Below are 18,186 nucleotides of genomic sequence, written 5' to 3' on the forward strand. Positions count from 1 at the left end.
TCAACGAGAAAGCCAAATTAATAGTGAATTAGCTCAACTTCAAGGCTTGCTGCAAGATTGTCAGCAAAACTGGGTTAACACTTGGGACAATTCAACAGAAACAGCAAATATCGCGTCTACTTGGTCACAGCGAGTATTAGATATGTCTGGTGTGCTGACTTCTGAATCCATGAGTGCGTAGTCTCAAGTAATGCAGTTGATTACTGCGATCAGCTACGCTGGGCGGTTACGCCATCGCTCATCAACATATACCACTGTACCAAAAGTCAGCAGTTGCCTCATCACCCGCACGCCCAAGTCTAGGGCGTATCTAGCTTTTGGGGGAGGGGAACTAGCGTGTCAGGCTCCTTAGTAAGTGCGAGGATATTTGTGTGGCTAAGGCTTCAGGTTGTAGGTTTTGATTCTGGACAACGAGTAGATCGTAGAGAGTCCAATTAATCGTACCAATAATGCTGTTGATAGCAATTTGAACATTAAGGGCAGGTGGATTGAGAAATATCCCTTGAGCAATGCCATCCTCAATAATGGCCAATAAAATATTGCGATAGTTTAGTCGTGCCGACTGAAGTTGTTCGGTTGCTGTGATGTCACCATAACCGACTTGGATGAAGAATAGCTTGATTAGTCCTTGATGCTGGTGGAAATAGCGCAATGTGAGCAAAATAACCATCTGCATTGCCTCTATTGGATGAGAACAGGCTTTGTGAGCTTGAACAATTTGAAGATGTAACTTGTTTAAATGCCTGACTATGATAGCGGTGAGCAGTTCTTGCTTGCTTTTAAAATGACGATAAAACAATCCAACCGATACACCTGCGGTATCAGCAATGAGTTGAGGTTGAGCTTGCTCGTAGCCAATACAGAGTAATGTCTCGCCTGCATCCAACAAAGCCGTGTATCGCCCAAGGACATCATATCGAGGTTGTGTAGGTTTGGTTCTTTTTCCCATAGAGCGAACGATTGTGGTAATGTGATACGAGTGAATAATATTCATTCACTTGCAATCATCGCATTATGGATATATCTTATGCCTGGGCAAATATTTATCAACACAATTGAGCAGCCGTGGCAAGACTTGACTCAATTTCCTGGAACTCAGTACCAGAAATTATTGCCAACTTTCGTAATCAAGGCTATCACTTTGTCACTATCCCTGAACTCTTACAAATTCAAGATAAAAACGAAAAGTTGATTAGAAATAAAAAGTAATCTTGGTTTTTTGTCGAAATGGAATTGCTGCTCATGCTGACACTATATATATGAAAGCAAAATTAGAGTTTTTATCACATGGTTAGCGTAGTCTTGTTCCCAAGTCTCTAAACACTTTTTCAGATAATATTGAAATAATCTTACAATCTGTTGACAATATTTTTATACAAGAGATACAGCTAATTCATAACTATAGTGACAAATTCTGAACTGTAATCGAAACAGTAGGTGCAGAATATTTAACTACAGAATTTTATACAAGCTTTTTACACTCAGTATGAGGCAAACTTTTCGCCATCATTAAATCAGTATCTGAATATTGGTTTAAAACCAAGCCAAATTGTGGGCCAAACAAATTTTAAACATTATTCCTTATTAATACTTTATTCCTTTATGGGTAGAGTATTCTGAATCCTGAATTCTGTTTATCAAAATTTATCTCCAAATAAAAATTTATAATCCTCAAGTACGAGGATTATATCTACTTAGCTTTACTATTTATCCAGCCGATGAAACTGCTCAATTACTATCTTGTGTTTCTTCAGTTTTTAAAGAACGAAGTAATTCTCTAATTACATCTGTTGCTGGTCTACCAGTCACTGAGCAGTATTTTTCCAATTTCTCTGCCTCGCTTGATGTGAGATTGATCGTTAGTCGTTTCACAGCCCATTTTTTATTCATAAAGATATGAGACAAGTTCCGTTTTTCAACTACTTCTCTAATATCAATCACTTATTTTGTTATTACATGGGTGTTATCAATGACTTTTTATTCAAGAGATGGTAAAGAAAACGAATAGATTTTTCCTCATAATAGTTAAGATGTAAAGTCTGTTTTAGAGTATAAAGTTTTCGCCCTTTAAAGTTAGAAATTATCCCATCAGTATCAAGAGAGTATGAAATGGGCTGATCCCAACTAAGTGCTTTGCTGAAATCAGCCGCTCAATTTCTTAAAAAAGTTTTGTCAGCACTTTGATGGAGCATCAGCAGCCATTCACTACAGGACTGCTGCTTGAAGTGCGATCCTGAATGTTCAGGCATGATTATCTCAAACCTATATACAACTTGGGCGATTGGCTATGCCCTGACGCGAAGGAAGCAATCGCATTCTCTCGCCACTACCAGCGTAGTTTAGCGCCGTAGGCATCGCAGTTTGTAACATCTGTAATTTTAGACTTGCCTCTGGTAGAGAAGGATTTACGTACTAAAAACACCGCTTTTTCGGTAACAATTCATTCTGACTTCTGTTTAGATAAAGTCAACACGTCAATAGTACTTATGGTGCTACTTTTTCCCGAAACAGCTTTCCAGCAGAAAACGCAGGCACTTTAGTCGCTGGGATAGTCATTGGCTCGTTGGTTTTCGGATTACGCCCTTCGCGTTCTGAGCGTTCGCGCCGCTCGAATGAGCCAAAACCAATGAGCGTTACCTTATCCCCATTAGCTACAGCCTCAGTAACGACTGACAAAAAAGCACTGATGACTTCATCAGCTTGCTTTTTTGTGATGTTGGTCTTTGCTGCTACAGCATCTACTAATTCGCCTTTGTTCATAAATTACCCTGAAGTATTGGCAGTAACGGAAATTTAGCATTACTAGCTATTATTAGCAAATGGGAGGGGGTGTAGCAAACATAGCATTGCTACATACGTTTGCACCAGTTTTTCGCCAAAGGTCAGTTTTTATGTTTGAACAACAACCTGAAAATTTACAGCTTCATGTTAGGCAGTTAGCAAGCGTTGCACAACAAAAATCAGAGCCATCAGCGTGGTTTGAAGTTTTGTATGCCGAAGCTCAAGGTGATACAACACAAATTCCTTGGGCCAAGTTAGCTCCTCACCCTTATCTGCAAGAATGGTTGGCCGAGCATCAACCGTTCGCTTTTGGGCAAAAGGCGCTAGTTATTGGTTGTGGCTTGGGAGATGATGCCGAAGCTTTAGCAAATCTAGGATTTGAGGTAACTGCTTTTGATATTTCCCCCACGGCGATCGCTTGGTGTCAAGAGCGATTTCCCAATTCGGCTGTCAACTACGTAGTTGCAGATTTGTTCGCAGTTACGGCACAACAATGGCATCTTGGGTTTGACTTTGTGTTCGAGTGCCGTAACATTCAAGCGTTACCGTTAAATGTGCGTTATGCTGCTATTTCTTCGGTTGCCTCCTTTGTGGCTCCCGGTGGGTAGGCTGTTGACTTTGGGTGTTTTGAGTCAATTTCAGAGAAAATTATTTATGCTACTTTTCTTTGTTGCAAAGCGGCTGGAACAGCCGCTTTGCAACAAAAACAGGCGACACATTTTTTGCATGAAGTCTTATAGGGTAAAGGGTTCAGAGTCGAATGGCACTAAGTTAAGCGCAAAGCCATGATATAGCTGACTTTTGGGTGTGGGGTTGCAGGTTCGGGTGTGGGGAATTAAGAAGATGTTGAACTCCTTGACGCAACTAACAATTTAATTGTCTTAAAACTACACCCTACACCCTGCCCTGACAAGGTTTCAGCTTTTCTTAGTGCCATTCTGTTTAGAAGCTGAAATATTTTAACCGTTCACGGGATTTGAAACGCTACACTGAAAAATAGGTTACTGAGGTGGTAGATTAAATTGCATGGATGAAAACTGCCTCAGCTACGGAATTGAAATTTCCGAATCAGAGTGGGACAAGACTCCAGCCAGCATCAAACGACTGGTGGAGAAAATGGGACAGCATATCAAGAAATCAGAAGAAAAGTTGGCGGAATTTGAGGACAAACAGCAAGAACTATTAGAAAAAATCTATGACTCAACCCAATTCTGATTCAACTCAAAACACGTTTAACATATCGGGCAGTTCAGTTGGCAATATGTTGGGTAGTGGCACGATGAACATTAACGAAGCCACTCAACAACGAGAAACTGTAAATGCTTCCGTATCATCTGAGACAGTTTTGGAGGGACAGCAGAAGGTCATTCTGATTCTGGCAGCAAATCCGAAATCTACGCCTGCCTTGCGTTTGGATGAAGAAGTGCGAGAAATTGATGCAGGGTTACGACGAGCTAATCAACGCGATCGCTTCCATTTAGAACAACGCTGGGCAGTGCGATCGCGAGATGTTCAGAATGCTTTACTAGATATCAAGCCACAAGTGGTTCATTTTTCTGGACATGGCGAGAACGAGATGGGGTTGATCCTGGAGAATGAAGTTGGAAAAGCAGTGGCGGTTAGTACGGAGGCATTGGCTGGATTGTTTGAGTTGTTTGCGGATCGAGTGGAGTGTGTGGTTTTGAATGCTTGCTACTCTGAAGTTCAAGCAGAGGCGATCGCCAATCATATTCCTTATGTCATCGGCATGAATAAGGCGATTGGCGATCAAGCGGCGATCGAGTTTGCAGTGATTTTCTATGCCGCTTTGGGGACTGGTGAATCAGTGGAGTTTGCCTACAAGCTCGGTTGTAATGCAATTCGCATGGCAGGGATTGAGGAGTATTTGACCCCTGTCCTGAAAAAGAAACCTGCCTGAGAGCCTTCAGCCGGAAGGAGTAGGGATACTGGAATTTTCTGTTGAAGTCAGAGGCTGACTCAGGCTTGCGGATGCAGGCGGTGCAGGAAACCACCGTGTGCCTTGAATTAGACCGTGATTGCTGTCGGATTTAAGGTTACGCGCTTGGGTATTGCCTTCGCCGCCATCGTCGAGTCGCCAGTAAGCTAAAAGATATTGCCAATCATCATCTCGGCGGCTCAAGCGGCAGGTCATGTTGGTCTTGATCTGATCTTGAGTGCGAACTACTTTCCAAAGCCGAACTTCAGCGATCATCACATTGTAGTACTGCTCTTTATTGGTATTACATCCTATGACGAGATCAGCCTTGAGGTCAGCCAGAGAGCCTGTAAACAACGCTGTACTTTTTGTTTGTCCGGCATGGACAATCGACTTGGTTTGCCCTTCCATCACCACACAATCCTGCTGTCTGCCATCCACATAGATGAAAATTTCTTGTGAGGTTGTATCCCAGGTGAAGGCAATATGATGCCACACTTGGTCAATAGGAGCATTCTCTTTTGTATCAACGATCATTTTCTGGTTCGTAGTCTTATCCAGAAGCATCACCCGGATTTTACCATCACGCCAGCAGAGAGAATAACCGTCTTTAACATAGCCACCCCGACTGACAATCAAACAGTTCCCAAACTGGTGTTTTAACCAGGCTTCGACGGTAATGGCATTAGTCACATTCAGGCTTGGATCTTGACCACAATTGACCTGATCGTCTTTGTCGTTAAACTTGAGTCCACTGGGCAACGGTAAACTAGCAGAACATTCAGAAGCTTTTAACCATTTCACGTCTCCAAAAGGCACACCATAATCGCGCCGACTATTTTGAGCGGCGTATTGCGCCTTAAGCCATCTTCCCCCATAAACTACTCCAGGCTGCCCTTTACCATCAAGATTAGTGGCTTCATTTCCGGTTTGCTCGTCTAGCCGCCAATATCCTACTAGATGATCGTCTTTAATTTCATCACTAATAAATTTGTTCATGGCATCGTTGATTTGTTCTTCAGAACGTGCCACTTTCCACAAACGAGCTTCAGCGATCGAACCTTTGAAGTAATAATTAGTAATTGCCTTATTACGACCAATACACAAATTCATCCTAGATAATCCAATCGGACCGGCAAAAGATTCTTTATTACTGTGAACTCCCTTTCCGTCAATATAGACGCAAATATTGGGTAACTCGCTGCTCCAGGTGAAGGCGATGTGGTGCCAATCGTTATCAATGGGTATAGGCACGTAATTTTTTGCGTGGATTTCAGTCTGATCACCCTGGAGTTCCACAGCAATGCGATCATTGTCCCACCACACACTATATCCTTGTCCTCCCCAACATCCTCCTTGAGCGGCAATAAAGCTGGTCTGATTTCTCTCCTTGCGCTGTACCCAAGCTTCAAAGGTGACGGCTTTTTCAATTGCAAAGCTGCCACAGTCGATATAATCGGTTTTTCCATTTAACTCTAAACCAAACTGAGGCTGAATTTTGGCAGAGCGCGTGAAAAGATCGATGGATGGGACATTCGATCCAACCTCTAGTGCGGCAAGATTATAAACATAGGTCTTACTGGCTTTATCTTCTTCAAATTGCCAATAACCGATCAACCCTTCTTTGCTATGATCGCCCGTTAAACGCCGATACATCGTTTCTTTAATTTGAGCTTGGCTGCGAACAGTTTTCCAAAGACGAACTTCGGCAATATCACCTCCAAGAACTTCCTGCTCACTCTCGCCTCCAATACATACGGGTCTATTAATTTTACCAATAGGAGTCTCCAGAGGGGTTCTGTCGTCTTTGCCGTATTTGGGTTCTTGTTTTTCTCCATCAATATATATTTGAGTTTCTTGTGACTTGCTCCATGTAAATGCAACATGATGCCATAGCCCATCTTGGGGTGCGGGCTTTTTTGTGTCAACAATATAGTTCATCCCTTCTGATCTGACCTGTGCACGTATTTTCCCATCAAAGCACCACAGCACATATTCATTTTTATCTTCGTTTCGGCGAAAAATCATACCATTTTCATCATCAAGCTTTGCAATCCAAGCTTCACAAGTTATCGATTCACTGACATCTAAGCTTTCATGATTACCGCAATCAAAATAGCCATTCTTTTGACCACTCACTCCGCCGTTCAATCTAGCTACAGCAGGTAGAGGCGGATAGTTTAGCTGCTCAGCGGTGATCACAAAATCTTCAATAAAGCTTTTCAACTTGGGATTCCGAAAGCTCTTCTGCTTCAGATCTGCAACGATTCTGCAAATCCGTACACCTTGTTGTGCAATAATCTCAGCAGGTTGATCTTTCTCTTTGCCATAATGATCAGCTTCCTTAGATACAATCTTTGGAATAGCTGCATGGTGTAGAGCAACCAACTGCCACTGACCATTAAACACAGGACTGCCCGATGATCCGTAATCTGTATTTGCTCTGTATCTCAAAAAGTTTTTGAAGAGTCCATAATCAATAACCTTGTTATTAACCATTACAATTTGTTTGCGTCTACCTTTGGGATGTTGAATGATATACACTGAATCCCCAGAGGCTTTTCTTGACCAGTCTTGAAACGCCTGCTTCTGCTCTTCTGTCTGCACATTTATAAAAAATTTTGATCGTGAATCTGACCATAAACCTTCATTCTGAGAAGGCAAAGGCTTCTTGTCAGAAGCTTCTTGGTAAAACAAACCTGGACAGATGGCTGCATCATCTTCAATTAGTTGAATCCAGCCCATACGATATCCAGCCTGTCGAGTAAATGCGCCCGATTTTAGCTGTACCAGTGTGTAGTCTAAACTCGGTTCCGATACAAACAAAGCTTTGGGATCAAACTCGTAGTCAATCAAGGCTTCAAGAGATTCTTCATCGTCTTCATAGTTGAATTGCGCGACGCACTGTTCGGCAATTTTGGCACTGGGCAGTACGTGCTGGTTAGTAAGGAGATGTGTCCCTCCGACCAAAAAGCCTGTGCCAATGGGAATGGGGTTAATTTTCGCAAGCTGGCTGTCAGTCAATGCTTGCAGATTATTGAGCAACTTATCAGCATCTTGGATCTCATTCCACGGTGCATTGTTTTCTACTGGATTGGGCAGCGAGAAGATATCTTGGGCAACTGAATCAGGAAGCAAGAAAATTTCTTTGAGTTTTGCAGCAGTATTAAAATTTTCGGCAGTGCCCCATTTAACGATCACCTCTTGGATCATCTCAATAAATTCTTTAAATGATGACAGAGAAAAGTAGCGGGCAATTCGGCAAACCGCAGCCCCCTGTTTCGCCCCTTGCTGTAAAAAAGATAGTGGCAAAAAATCTTCTTCGCCGATCACAGCAGTCACCAATTGATGCGACTTAATGCCCTCCCGCTGCTCCCAGATTTTAATAACCTTTCCTAATTCCTCAGCATCAGGTGCATCTTTAAAAAAATCTTCGTTTAACCCAACATTAGAAGTGCCAGGCATAAAAGGAATTGAATGTAGTATCCACTGTTCCTTGCAGGCTGCTGTAATCCGTTGGGTATCGTTTTCTGTATTCATAACTGCTACTGTTCTGTAGAATGCACGATGGGAGCGATTGCATTAGCTAGCAACGCTAGGAACCGATCTATGATCTCGTTTGAGAAGTTGTATATCTAGTAACTCAGGAGACAAAGGTAAGCTGTTAAGAAAATCTAGAATTTAGTGTCCCTTGACATAAGCTATATCACAAACCTCTATTTTCTGCCAGCGACTTTTGGTAATCTCAGGCTTAGTATCAGGACAACAACCCAGGATCGTGATTATGCGGGTGGGGAACTGGATTCTTCACCCGTAAGCTAGGCTTTATTCGGTTTTGTTGAACTATAGTAATCCCAAATCAATTGTGAGAAGCCTCCAAAAGAGTTTGGGGCAAAGTTCCCAAAGGAGGGCAACGCCCCTTCTATCCCCCTCTTTGTAAATCATTCAGGACTGCTATAAGAATCTCACCTACTTAAGAAATCGTAATAAAATGGAAAGCCAGAAAACTTATCAACTGCCCGCAAAGCGACAGCTTTTAATGAAGGTTGTCATAGTTTTTCTACTTATTGCACTGTGCTTTCTAATCAATCTAATTTCTGGATATGCGGGTGGGATTATCGGATGTAATACTTACATCCGCTCAGTTTACTTACCATCGTTTTTTAGTGTGTTCTTAATTCTGTTGGCTTGGGAAATTACGGCAGTCTATAAAAATTTTGCTAGAAGTCTTTTAGTCGCGTCTCTAGGATTACTGGTTGTGATGGCGAGCGCCACACTTTTGATGACTTTCAAGTTTGTAGAGCTTCCATCCGACTATTTTCCCCTGACGTTTGCTTACACAATAATAGGACTGGCAATTTGTACCGCTAGTTTGTATGTCAACCGATTTGCGATCGCGTTAATCGATATTTTATTTGTTAAATCGCAGGTGCTTAAACTTGCTCTGGTGATTGTGGTGGTCAGTGCATCAGGGGTCGGTAGTAACATCGCTGCTGACATAATCAAGATTCCAACGAATAATAACGTCAAGCAGGCACTCTTGGCTTTGAGCGAAGCACAGCTCAACACTGCAATAATAGTGGCAATCGCTACTGGTCTGTTCTTTGGGTTGGGGTTGGGGTTAGGAAGCTGGCAAGCAAACTATCGTCAAGGCGCACCTTGGCGCTATCCGGATTTACTACGAGATTGGGCATTAGCGATTGGCTCCTTTGGCGGCAAGTCCTTCTACAAATTAGACTTAAGCGGAGTTGATTTCAGAGGTACCAATCTTGAAAATACTGACCTGCGGGCTAAAAACTTATATCGCACTTGTTTCCAGGGTGCAAAGGGACTAGAAAGAGCCAGAGTAGACAATCAGTATCTCGATTTGGAGATCCCCAAAGTTCAGAAACTTCTGACTCATGCCTGTAGTGCCGATCGCGACTTTCGGGGGTTAAATCTCCAGGGAGCCTACCTGCAAGGGGCAGACCTACGAGGCTTTGATTTCACCGATACCAACCTGACCGGATCTGATTTGAAGCAGGCAGACCTGCGAGAGAGCCGCTTAGTTCGGACACAGCTTGCAGGCGCAGATTTCCAGGGGGTTGATTTAAGGAAAAATGTGCTAATTGATGCTAATCTCACCGAAGCCGACTTTCGGGGAGCCGACCTGCGGGGTAGTATTTTGGTACGTACCCAAGTTGCCAGAGCCGACTTTCGGGGAGCCGATTTGACGGGTATTTGCATCGAAGACTGGAGTGTCAGTAATAAAACTCGCTTTACCGACGTGCGCTGCGACTACATTTACCGCAAATATGAGGATAATCAGCCCACAGAGTGCTATCCTGTTGATCGTTACTTTGAAGCAGGTGAATTTGCCTTCCTGTATCAAGAGCCAGAAGATGTGGTGGAGTTGGTGTTTAAAGGCGAGTTTGACTTTAGCGCCCTCAGCCTTGCTTTTTACAAGCTGCAAACGGAAATGCCCGAACTGGAATTTGAGCTAAAGGGAATTGAACAACGGGAAAATCTCTGGGTTGTAAAAGCCAAAACGAAAGGGAGTGTTACAGAGCGCCTAATTGAAGCACAGCTCAGTTTGACTTATCAAGCCACTGCTCATAAAAGTACGGTAGAGACTACTATTCAAGATTCTATCTACCGGGACTACGAAGAAATCAGAGCGCGACTCACAGCCAGTGAACAGTTAGTCAAACAACTGGCAGGCGTAACAGGTGATCAAGCCGAAGCCTTAAAAGAGTTGAGCAAGCGATCGCTGGGCAACAGCTTTTTTATCACGGGAAGTACCATCACCAATTTAGCTGGGTCTGGACAAATTGAATACATTGAAGCTGCCGACCAAATTCGTCAGTTGATAACGAATTCTAGCGATCCAAAGCAGGTGACTAGCACCCTTCGGGGCTTAATTACCCAGTTCAAACAACAAAATGTAGCGACTACCGTCAGCACACAAATGGAGCTAATTCAACAGATCATTGGTGTAGAAGCGGAGAAAGATCCCGGGTTCAAACAATTTTTGATTGAGCAATCCCAACAGGTGATTGGATCTATGCCCAAAGGTGAGGTTGCTACTGCGGTGGAAGCAGCGATTGCTCAACTGAGGGTTTAAAGTTGGTTGTGTTGCAAAAACTTATTCCCGAACTGTTAGCCACTTCTCCTCAAAAACGTCTTCACATTTATCATACTTTACTTAAAGTTAGGGACTTCCAAAGAATAAATTATTCCAAGAAAAACAAGAGACAGGATTTCTCAAGAATGATAATCATTTTAAGGGGGGAGAAAAGGGGTTGCCGAGGGCAACCCCTTTTCTCCCCCTCATCTATGCATGAAGAATCTATACACTTGTCGTCTGCTTTGAAGTAAACAGTGTAAAATTAGTATGTTTTGTAGCTAAATAAATGCTGTTATTAAAATCAAATAACTTTTGTTTTACTACAACAAATATCAATAAACCAATTACCTAAATTTGGGAAAACTTCATGAGTAGAATCGGTTAGCCGCTCAATCTGTTTTTCAATTTGAGCCATAGCTTTTTTTGTAAGCTTTACCCCATTCTCATAAGTTTCGTGTACTAGCTTAACTACTGGATGAGAACCTTTCCATTTCATAGTACTAGCAAACTTTAAAGCCGTCTCCACTTCATCTAAAATGCTGCCATTCCAATGATTCTCTAGTATTGCCCATGTCCAATCTAAGTGGATTATATTTACTATGATAAGGTGGATAGTAAGCTAAACGTATATTTACTTGATGTTTGTGGGCAAACTCTACTATACGTTTCATAAATTGGGTACGCCGTGAACTATTCTGCGGCCCATTATCTTGATTGAGAAGTAGGGTTTGAATATCAGAAAAACGATGCTTTTCTTCTAACCAAAAATCTTCTAAAATATCAACAATAAAATCGCTTGTAACTTTCGATTCCGTAAAGTATAAAAATAGTTCATCAAACTCTGGAAGGAATATAGCATAAGGAGTTACAGTTGTTTTTGGATTATAATCATGGTCATCAGCTTTCGCTCCATCCCTGCTTTTACCCCCGCGATCAAATGAGCCAATCTTAACGCGAGCTTTTGCATCCATGCTTAGACGTAAAATACTTTTATCTTCATCTGCATCTTTATTTACTAGGTCTAATTGCTCAAAGATGGCATCAGTTTGTGGGATTTTTTTTGAGGTTGAACTTTCTTTACCCTTCTGAGCTTGTAACCTAAGTTATTTAATTTGACTCGAATTGAATAGGAATGTATGTAAATTTTCATCACTATAACCATATTTTTCAATTAATTGCTTTCTGACTTCGGCTGCACTGAGTCTGCTATATAGTCTTTGACTTTTAAAACTAGGATCAGTCTGACTTTGCGAATCTACTATATTTTTTATATCTTCTAAAAGATTGGGCAAGTGTTCTTCTGCTTTATAACGCCCTTTGCCACTCATGTTATCAATACAAGTAATACCACTTTCTAATTCTCTTATTCCCTTCCTAATAGTATCTCGATTCCATCCTAGTTCTGATTGTGCAAGCCTTTGCCCTCCTAAACCTAAGCCCTGAACTGTCTGTGCCATAAATTTGCGTTTTGCTGCACCTTTTAATTGAAATGCAGTTTCAATCAACAATTTTTTGAGAGAATCGGTTAATACTATGGACATCAGTTACCACACTCAAAAACAAGCGTCATTATTTAAATTACTACAAAAGGGGAATGAAGTGGCTGCCTACGGCAGCCACTTCATTCCCCTTTAAAATGATTATCATTACTGTTAATGGAATAGTTTATTTTCTGGAAGTCCCTTATTGCTCATAAGGCTGTGAGCAATCGCCCTGGTCGTAGTGAACCACGAGTCCGTAAACGTCGCACAAAAATTTACCCCTTGATGACGAAACCCCGGCATGAATTACGCAAGCAATTGCAAACTGCTTAATCCACAAGCGTTTCGGCTTTTCTTAGTGCCATTCGTTTCTGCACCAATGGACTTACGAACCCGATTCGCCTCAACTGGGCGGTCATCTTCTGCCCTAGCAATTTTGTGGTAATATTGCCCTGCTTTACCAAAGTGGTGTGTTAACTCACTGAGCGATCGCGTTTTCAAATCTGCGCCAGTATGAATGCCGAGCGAATGCATCTTCGCTGCCGTCACCTCTCCAATGCCGTGGAACTTCTCAATCGGCAGCTGCTCTACAAAGGCGATCGCATCCTCGGGTAAAATAACCGTTAGTCCATTGGGCTTGTTCTGCCCTGATGCCATTTTTGCAAGAAACTTGTTAATCGACACACCTGCGATTGCCGTCAACTGAGTTTCCTGAACAATTGCAGTTTTGATGTGTCTTGCGATAGTAGAAGCGTAGGGGATGTTTTGCCTATTCTCAGTAACATCAAGGTATGCCTCATCTAGCGCAACTCCTTCCACTAAATCACTGTAGCGTTTAAAGATAGCGTGGATTGAAGTGGAAATATCTCGGTAAACGTCGAATCTCGGTCTGACAAAGATAAGTCCAGGGCATTTGGCAAAAGCGGTTATGGAAGGCATCGCGGAATGAATACCAGTGCGATTCGTTGATTAGTGAATCACGGTATTTAGCCCGTAAATAACTAATCCAGCCTGACAGCAGATTACTGTCACTAAAGGTTGAACTCTCGGTCAGATGTAGGTGAAAGTCCTACCATTCAGACTCAGAATTGACTCCTTATCTGCCCACACTGAGTAGACTCGGTTTCTACAGGGTGAAGCTGGGAACAGGGTGCAATCAGACGACCGTTGCGGGTTGACACTGGTGCTAACAGGGAGTTCCTACGGTGAAATCGAGCCTTAAAAAGCAACCTACACTCGAGCGGGGCGCAACACAAACCCCCCGACTCTATTGGAAATAATTCCCGCCGCTCCATTGGTATAGAAGCGGTAAGAGTCCAGGGAATCCAATGGTTGAATTGGCTACACCTAACGGAACAACGCCACATGCTACAACGGCGGAACCCCCGCAACGCAGTGGCTCATCAATCTAACCGAGGGAACGAATAAAAAACGAATCAAAGGTCTTGGGGAAGTCGAACCCCAGGTAGGTAAGACGGGATACGGAATCCCTTTGATTCGGGTAGGACGCAACGTAATTGTTGCGAGGTGTTCAGAATACACTAACCAGAGAAGAGAAAATGATTAGACACAGTAGACATACTAGTGAATCTTGGAAAGCCTTACCGTGGAAGAAATTCCGCCGTAACCTTTTCCGCCTTCAAACGCGAGTGTATAAAGCTGTTCAAGTTGGAAATAAGCGGAAAGCTCGGTTACTCCAAAAGCTTATTCTAAAATCAACCTCGGCTCGATTTCTTGCAATTAGACTTGTATCTCAGCTAAATGCTGGTAAAAAGACGGCTGGTATTGATGGCAAAAAATCCCTTACATTCGAGGAACGCTTCAACCTTGAAGAATTACTAAGAGTGGATAGTGGAAATTGGAAGCATCAAGGACTAAGAAAAATTCCCATCCCCAAGAAGGACGAAACTATCAGATGGCTTAAGATACCAACCATAGCGGATAGAGCTTGGCAATGCCTCGCAAAATATGCACTCGAACCAGCACACGAAGCCACTTTCCACGCTCGGAGTTATGGGTTTAGAACTGGGCGCTCTGCCCATGATGCACAAAAGTACATCTTTGACAACCTACGCTCACAAAGTAAGGGAATAGATAAAAGAGTTATAGAACTCGATATCGAAAAATGCTTCGACAGGATTAATCACTCAGCAATTATGGACGAACTCATTGCCCCCAAAGGCTTAAAAATCGGTATCTTCCGATGCCTCAAGGCAGGAGTTAACCCAGAATTTCCTGAACAAGGAACCCCACAAGGGGGAGTGGTCAGCCCACTATTAGCGAACATCGCACTCAACGGAATCGAGAGTATCCACAGATACAGAGATGCATCGAACGCATGGAAAGAGCCATCAATCCGGTACGCGGATGACATGGTTATCATACTTCGACCCGAAGATAGCGCGATAGAGATACTTGAAAGAATCAGCGAGTTCCTCCGCAATCGCGGAATGCAAGTAAGCCAAAAGAAAACCAAAGTTACCGCCGCGACAGATGGGTTTGATTTCCTCGGCTGGCACCTTAAAGTCCAGAAAAACGGAAAGTTCAAAAGTATTTCCTCAGTGGATAACTTCAAAGCATTCCGTAAGAAAGTAAAACACATCGTTAACAACTCGAATTATGGTTCTATAGTGAAAGCTGAAAAGCTAGCACCAATAGTTAGAGGATGGAGAAATTACCATAAGTTCTGCAAGATGGACGGGTCTAAAAACTCGTTATACCACATCCAAAAAAGAGCTTACACGGTATTCAACAAGGAAACTAAACAAACAAGCTACTCTAGTAAAAAGTTATTAGACAAAGCATTCCCATCAGTTCCTTACTCCGAAGCAAGTCACGTCATGGTAAAAGGAACAAAATCCCCCTATGACGGTGATATAGCCTACTGGAGCGAGCGTAATAGTAAGCTCTATGACGGCATGATCTCTAAAGCTCTCAAGAAGCAAAGCCATAAATGTGCTTCCTGCGGTCTGAAATTCATTGATGAAGAAAAGGTACATTTGCACCACATCGACGAAAAACACGCCAATTGGAAAAAGAATAATCTAGAAGCAATTCATGAGAGTTGTCACGATTATATCCACATGAGCAAAAGCGCAAGCTGAGAACATCGGAAGCTGGGTGCGGTGAAAGTCGCACGCCCAGATTTAACTGAGAGGTGCCCCGGATAATACCGGGCATCGACTCTACCAACTTACGAGCTTCATAACTCGCTGCTGCAACCACGCCTCGCTGATTGGGGCTGCCACCGACTACTAACGGTTTGCCTCGGTAGCTAGGGTTGTCCCTCTGCTCTACCGATGCGTAAAAAGCATCCATATCAACATGAATTATTTTCCTAGTTCTAGCGACAGATTCTTGTCCCAACAGTAGCTCCACCACAAGTAGTCTCGTTTTTTACGCACTATGCCACGAGCAAATTAAATCCTAAACTACAAATCTTATAGTACACTAGCACTAGTTTATCGATATAAGTCCCCCACCATTTAGTAGAACTCTTTGGTGGCGATTCTTTATCCCCCATTAATGCAAAAATAATTGATAACTTTTTTACAGCACTGTCTGTTTATTCCATCTCCCCAATATCCAAAATATATATGAATATCGACCGATTACATGAACTTAAGCAAAAACTCACGAATGACGCAGACTTGTCCGATATCTGGCTATTTTATATGGATCATTTTGCGGATTGGCCGGAATTCACTGACCTGGGTGAGCGTGCCGATAATGAATATCTAGATGCTGTCCTCCAAAAAACTTGTCAGCAGATGTTTGACAGGGCAATAAAGATTAGTGACTGTCTGCTGATCTACATCGCTCAATATCATTTATTTCATGGGGCTTTTCAAGTTGAAGGACGTATTGGGTGTGTGATTTATTTCGAGGATATAAAAATTGGGTTAATTGCAGTATCGGCAGATTATCCAGCTACTAATGTGGTTAAGTATTCACGGTTTTCTGAAATGATTCAACTGTCAGCACCTAATCGCAATGATCGCAATTGATAGTAGCATTAAGTAATTAGGAATTCAGCGATGATTTCTCCGAATGATGATTATTACTCCCTCTAGCGTGCTATTCTAAATATGTCTATTTAAAAATATTATGTGCTTATCTGAGATTTACCAAATTATAATTGGTAAACCTGCAATTATAGAGGCAACACCTGTCCAAAGAGTAAACTGTTCAAGATTTCCTTCATCCAAAGCAAGACTCATTTGCTTAATTGCTGATAATAGTCCTGCTAATAGTAGTACAAAGAATGCAAAATATTTTAAAGCAATCATACTTTGTCCTACTTGAATCAAAAAGTAAACATAATAGGTTTTTAACAGGCTCTACCATGTTTTTCTGTTTCAGGTTTAACTATTTGAAGGCTAAAGGATAAAAACAATTGCCAATTTTTAACGTCGCCGTAGCAGTGTAATAATTTTTCCTCTCCTTAAAAATGCTAACTCTACGACTAATGAGCCGAACCCTTTTCCCTAATACTTGCCGGATTTTGGGGAAAAGAGTTCAAGGAAAGGGGTAAATAAAAAACCTTTGACCTAAACCCGATAACCTTTTCTCCGAAATCTTTTTCGAGTTTAAAATGTATAAAGCGAGCAATATTAGAATCAGTCCAGGTGCATCTATTCCCAGAATAATAGCTTTAAGTGGGAGCAAGTGTAACTTGAGTTCTGGCTCAATAAGCATCTACAGATGAACATTAAGTTTCCACTTCTGTAGTTTTTATCTTTCTAAAAAGATTGTATTGTTATTATTCATTGCATCAACAGCGTCGCCATGAAAAATCTGTTCCTATTGTTATTGAGTGCTATTTTATTAAGTAGTATAACAGCTTGTAATAAAACTAATACCCAGACTGACAGCACTTCTAGTAACAACAAAACTGCAATCACTGAAGGTACACCTAGTCAGCCAAATAATCAACAAATATTGATCCCTGCTGGAACAAGTTTTGAGACTGTTCTTCAACAAGAGATATCTACGGGTAAAAGCCAAAATAATGACCGCTTTGTTTTAGAAACGAAAAATTCCTCAATTGGAGCTAATAAAGTTCTTCAAGATGGTCAAATACAGGGACACCTAGAAGATGTAGTCAAAGCTGTTAAAGGAAAAAAAGCAAGTTTACATTTAGTTTTTGATGATATTTCGCTTAAAAATGGTTCATCTTATCCCATTGATGCAACTTTAGTAAACACCAAGCTAGAAACAAAAACCAAAGGCAAGTTCATTCAAAATACAGGGATTATTTTAGGCGGTACAATTGCAGGTCATTTTCTTGGTAATCAAGCTAAGTTCAAGCATGGTGGGCTAGCAGGTGGTGCAGCTGCGGCTGCTTTTGTTTTGTCTAGCCCTGGTGGAGAAGTTGCACTTAAGAAAGGTACAAATATTAAACTTCAACTAAAATCTGCTATTGGTGCTACTCAATAAACCATCAGTGACAGTAAAATGTTACGCTATCGCTTGGAGGAACAGTGCATTAAGTCAATCACTTCCAAGTGATATCTGCATTTTAGAATAGTGGCAATTGAACCACTTGGGTCTGTTTGGCATTATCCAGATTAGATAACGAAATCCCCAGCAATCTAATACTACGATTCTCCAGTTCAATTGATAAAAATAATGTTTTGGCTATCTTCAAAAATCGTAGAGAGTTCACTAATGGGAGCAAGCCGACTATTCTCTGGTAAATTTATGATTCAATCTGGATATTTGAGAAATTTCTCACGACAATAGTACATTAGCACTAGCGCGAGTTTTGGGCTTTCATCAGCTTTTTCATTCAGAAAGTTTTTGTAACAATAGCGTTAAACTTGATTGAGTAGCATTTTGTCATCACGTTGCCAACGCACGGATTGAGAGGAAGCAAGGGC

15 protein-coding genes and 4 pseudogenes are annotated in these 18,186 nt (G+C 41.8%); 10 read left to right on the top strand and 9 right to left on the bottom strand.

Annotation, left to right across the window (positions count from 1 at the left end; translation table 11 throughout):
• Positions 1-181 (top strand): annotated as a pseudogene (locus V7K38_RS19285) (hypothetical protein); the annotation flags it as partial.
• 9 nt (positions 182-190) lie between these two features.
• Positions 191-352 carry a hypothetical protein gene (locus V7K38_RS19290; RefSeq protein WP_334860003.1) on the top strand — a complete coding sequence of 54 codons (162 nt, stop codon included), beginning with the start codon at positions 191-193 and terminating at the stop codon, positions 350-352.
• Here the strand turns inward: V7K38_RS19290 and V7K38_RS19295 are convergent.
• Positions 332-949, bottom strand: coding sequence for a TetR/AcrR family transcriptional regulator (locus V7K38_RS19295; protein WP_334860004.1), 618 nt, complete (start codon positions 947-949; stop codon positions 332-334). The two genes, V7K38_RS19290 and V7K38_RS19295, sit on opposite strands and share 21 nt — an antisense overlap.
• Positions 950-1,095: 146 nt before the next feature.
• Between V7K38_RS19295 and V7K38_RS19300 the strand changes: the two are divergent.
• Positions 1,096-1,209, top strand: a pseudogene (locus tag V7K38_RS19300) (polysaccharide deacetylase family protein); the annotation flags it as partial.
• Positions 1,210-1,728: 519 nt separating this feature from the next.
• Here the strand turns inward: V7K38_RS19300 and V7K38_RS19305 are convergent.
• Both V7K38_RS19305 and V7K38_RS19310 read right to left on the bottom strand, forming a co-directional pair.
• A complete protein-coding gene (locus tag V7K38_RS19305; RefSeq protein WP_334860035.1) occupies positions 1,729-1,890 on the bottom strand; it encodes a ribbon-helix-helix protein, CopG family in 162 nt (53 codons plus the stop codon).
• Between the two features lie 594 nt (positions 1,891-2,484).
• The gene (locus V7K38_RS19310; protein WP_334860006.1) at positions 2,485-2,760 is read right to left on the bottom strand and encodes an HU family DNA-binding protein; all 276 of its coding nucleotides are present in this window, start codon (positions 2,758-2,760) and stop codon (positions 2,485-2,487) included.
• Positions 2,761-2,891: 131 nt separating this feature from the next.
• Between V7K38_RS19310 and V7K38_RS19315 the strand changes: the two genes are divergently transcribed.
• The 3 genes from V7K38_RS19315 to V7K38_RS19325 all read left to right on the top strand — a co-directional run bounded on the left by V7K38_RS19315 (position 2,892) and on the right by V7K38_RS19325 (position 4,699).
• Positions 2,892-3,389 (top strand): class I SAM-dependent methyltransferase, encoded by a 498-nt coding sequence (locus V7K38_RS19315; protein WP_334860007.1) that lies wholly within the window; start codon positions 2,892-2,894, stop codon positions 3,387-3,389.
• Positions 3,390-3,807: 418 nt separating this feature from the next.
• The gene (locus tag V7K38_RS19320) at positions 3,808-3,996 is read left to right on the top strand and encodes a hypothetical protein (protein WP_334860008.1); all 189 of its coding nucleotides are present in this window, start codon (positions 3,808-3,810) and stop codon (positions 3,994-3,996) included.
• The gene (locus V7K38_RS19325) at positions 3,977-4,699 is read left to right on the top strand and encodes a CHAT domain-containing protein (RefSeq protein WP_334860009.1); all 723 of its coding nucleotides are present in this window, start codon (positions 3,977-3,979) and stop codon (positions 4,697-4,699) included. Before V7K38_RS19320 ends, V7K38_RS19325 begins: the two co-directional genes overlap by 20 nt.
• 6 nt (positions 4,700-4,705) lie before the next feature.
• On the opposite strand, the gene V7K38_RS19330 is transcribed toward V7K38_RS19325, so the two are convergent.
• Positions 4,706-8,257, bottom strand: coding sequence for a LamG-like jellyroll fold domain-containing protein (locus V7K38_RS19330; RefSeq protein ID WP_334860010.1), 3,552 nt, complete (start codon positions 8,255-8,257; stop codon positions 4,706-4,708).
• A 451-nt stretch (positions 8,258-8,708) separates the two neighbouring features.
• Here V7K38_RS19330 and V7K38_RS19335 point away from each other — a divergent pair, with 451 nt between their 5' ends.
• Positions 8,709-10,820 carry a pentapeptide repeat-containing protein gene (locus V7K38_RS19335; protein WP_334860011.1) on the top strand — a complete coding sequence of 704 codons (2,112 nt, stop codon included), beginning with the start codon at positions 8,709-8,711 and terminating at the stop codon, positions 10,818-10,820.
• A 304-nt stretch (positions 10,821-11,124) separates the two neighbouring features.
• On the opposite strand, the pseudogene V7K38_RS19340 reads toward V7K38_RS19335, so the two are convergent.
• Both V7K38_RS19340 and dinB read right to left on the bottom strand, forming a co-directional pair.
• A pseudogene (locus V7K38_RS19340) lies at positions 11,125-12,358 on the bottom strand (ISAzo13 family transposase).
• A gap of 252 nt (positions 12,359-12,610) precedes the next feature.
• On the bottom strand, positions 12,611-13,243 hold the full coding sequence (gene dinB, locus V7K38_RS19345; protein ID WP_334860012.1) for a DNA polymerase IV: 633 nt from the start codon (positions 13,241-13,243) through the stop codon (positions 12,611-12,613).
• 620 nt (positions 13,244-13,863) lie between these two features.
• Here dinB and V7K38_RS19350 point away from each other — a divergent pair.
• Entirely contained in the window at positions 13,864-15,408 is a 1,545-nt protein-coding gene (locus V7K38_RS19350; protein WP_334860013.1) for a group II intron reverse transcriptase/maturase, read from the top strand.
• A gap of 97 nt (positions 15,409-15,505) precedes the next feature.
• Here the strand turns inward: V7K38_RS19350 and V7K38_RS19355 are convergent.
• Positions 15,506-15,622 (bottom strand): annotated as a pseudogene (locus tag V7K38_RS19355) (Y-family DNA polymerase); the annotation flags it as partial.
• Positions 15,623-15,900: 278 nt separating this feature from the next.
• Between V7K38_RS19355 and V7K38_RS19360 the strand changes: the two are divergent.
• Positions 15,901-16,311 (top strand): hypothetical protein, encoded by a 411-nt coding sequence (locus V7K38_RS19360; protein WP_334860014.1) that lies wholly within the window; start codon positions 15,901-15,903, stop codon positions 16,309-16,311.
• Between the two features lie 117 nt (positions 16,312-16,428).
• Here V7K38_RS19360 and V7K38_RS19365 read toward each other — a convergent pair whose 3' ends face one another.
• Positions 16,429-16,593 (bottom strand): hypothetical protein, encoded by a 165-nt coding sequence (locus V7K38_RS19365; RefSeq protein ID WP_334860015.1) that lies wholly within the window; start codon positions 16,591-16,593, stop codon positions 16,429-16,431.
• Between the two features lie 499 nt (positions 16,594-17,092).
• Between V7K38_RS19365 and V7K38_RS19370 the strand changes: the two genes are divergently transcribed.
• Complete coding sequence (locus V7K38_RS19370; RefSeq protein ID WP_334860016.1) at positions 17,093-17,743, top strand: hypothetical protein; 651 nt, start codon at positions 17,093-17,095, stop codon at positions 17,741-17,743.
• Between the two features lie 82 nt (positions 17,744-17,825).
• On the opposite strand, the gene V7K38_RS19375 is transcribed toward V7K38_RS19370, so the two are convergent.
• Positions 17,826-17,972, bottom strand: a complete 147-nt coding sequence (locus tag V7K38_RS19375) for a DinB/UmuC family translesion DNA polymerase (RefSeq protein ID WP_334860036.1) — start codon at positions 17,970-17,972, stop codon at positions 17,826-17,828.
• Positions 17,973-18,186 lie beyond the last annotated feature (214 nt).

This window comes from Nostoc sp. (assembly GCF_036917465.1).
GTDB lineage: Bacteria > Cyanobacteriota > Cyanobacteriia > Cyanobacteriales > Nostocaceae > Nostoc.